General features: G+C 60.0%; 2 protein-coding genes. Both read right to left on the bottom strand.

Annotation, left to right across the window (positions count from 1 at the left end; translation table 11 throughout):
• A partial coding sequence (locus tag AC1DUU_RS31065) for a type I glutamate--ammonia ligase (RefSeq protein WP_476787153.1) occupies positions 1–915 on the bottom strand: 915 nt, incomplete at its 3' end.
• A gap of 96 nt (positions 916–1,011) precedes the next feature.
• Positions 1,012–1,806, bottom strand: a 795-nt coding sequence (locus AC1DUU_RS31060) for an APC family permease (protein WP_476787152.1), incomplete at its 5' end; no start/stop codon positions are given.

Below are 1,806 nucleotides of genomic sequence, written 5' to 3'. Positions count from 1 at the left end.
GAACAAGCCCGGTACGCGGCGGCGATAGGCGTTGGGCGTCGTTGAGACAGCCAAGGACATCTCGGCCATCCGCGCTTGCATTCCCGCGAGAAACGACAGGCCCAGCTTGTTGATGGTGCCGTCGTTGGCGAAGGCGTTCTTGCCGTCTTTCCACAACGAATAATGGGTATGGAAGCCAGATCCCGATTGGTCGATGAAGGGCTTGGCCATGAAGGTGGCCAGATATCCTGCGCGCCGCGCAATGTCTTTGATCATGTTGCGGAACAGGATCACCCGGTCGGCCCCGATGAGCGCCTCGTCATAGCGGATGTTCACTTCGACCTGTCCGGCCGCATATTCGGGGTTTGATTGTTCGATCGGAATGCCGATGGCCGTCAAATGATTGCGGATCGGGCCAAGGACGTGTTCCAGCTCGGCCGAACGATTGATGCCGTAGACCTGATTGTCTTTTACTTTCGGCAATTTGGTTTCCGGGTCGACCAGGTAGAATTCAAGCTCGGTGCCGACCAGCACGTCAAAGCCCATAGCCTTGGCGCGCTCGACCTGGCGCTTGAGCACATTGCGCGGGTCGACCGGAACCGGCTTGTGATCCATGCCTTCGGTATAGGCGAGGCAGATCGCCACGCCTTCTTCCCAGGGGCAGGCGACCGGGGCGGCCAGCGGAAACATGTGAATGTCCGGATAGCCGTTGTCGAAGCCGCAGAACGGCGTTTCCCAGATGTCGCAGGTCATGTCCATCGCAAACATCGCGCCGATGATCGCGATGCCGTTCTCGCAGGCTGCCGGCCAATGCGCCGCCGGAATGCGCTTGCCGCGCATGATGCCGTTCATGTCGCCGAATCCGAACGACACGGTATGAGTGCCCGGGGGCAGGTCGAAGACGGGCTTGCTGTGATTGCTTGCTTGATTGCTCATCGCTGCTTCATTGGCGACCTGCCGGCCGCCGCTCCCTAATTTTCTGGTTGCTGCGGCCGCCGGAGGTCGAGGCTCCGGCGGCGTGGTCCTTTGACGTCAATTGAATACGCGGCCAAGATTCGCGTATGTCTGGGGTCGGGCGGTCCTCAGCCAGCGGGCAAACAGGATGCCAATCACGCCGATCCCGGCGATGATGATCGGATAGGCCTGGACGAAGATCGATTCCGAGCCACTGACCAGCGCGAGATGGCTGGCCATGAGGTAGAGGCAAGACGCCAGGGCGATCGTCGATAGCGCCGGGGCGACTTGCCGCCGCCAGGCATTCACGCCGCGATGATCCTTGCTGAAAAACGCGATCACCGAAACTGAGACCACACACTGGATCATCAAGATGCCAATAGCCGTGAAGGCCGAGCACAGGCCGACAATCACTTCCGGCTTCAGCCCGGCCAGGGCGAACCCCAGTACGATCGCAGCCACCATGATCATTTGCACGATGCCGGCGGCCTGTGGCGACTGATGTTCGGCATGGGTCGCGGCCATCTTGGCGTTCAAAAGCCCTTCACGCGCGATCACGAAGAAATAGCGGTTGATCGTATTGTGGAAAGACAGGACGCAGGCAAAGAGGCTGGTGATCATCAAGACTTGCAGCACCACACCGGAAAAGCTGCCGAGATGCTTTTCCATCGAGACCTGATAAAGCCCGGTGAAATTTGCCTCTGCCGCCGCAACGATGTTCGCAGGCCCGTAATCAAGCGCGATGGCCCAAGTCGAAAACGCGTAGAAGACCGCGATGATGGCGACAGCCAGATAGGTCGCGATGGGGATGGTCTTGCGCGGTTCGCGAGCCTCCTCGCCGAAGATCGTGGTGGCCTCGAAGCCGATGAAGGC

This window comes from Aminobacter sp. P4_H6_2, from assembly GCF_056400805.1.
The sequence above is the reverse complement of the archived record's forward strand: the minus strand, read 5'-3'. Positions and strand labels throughout refer to the sequence as shown.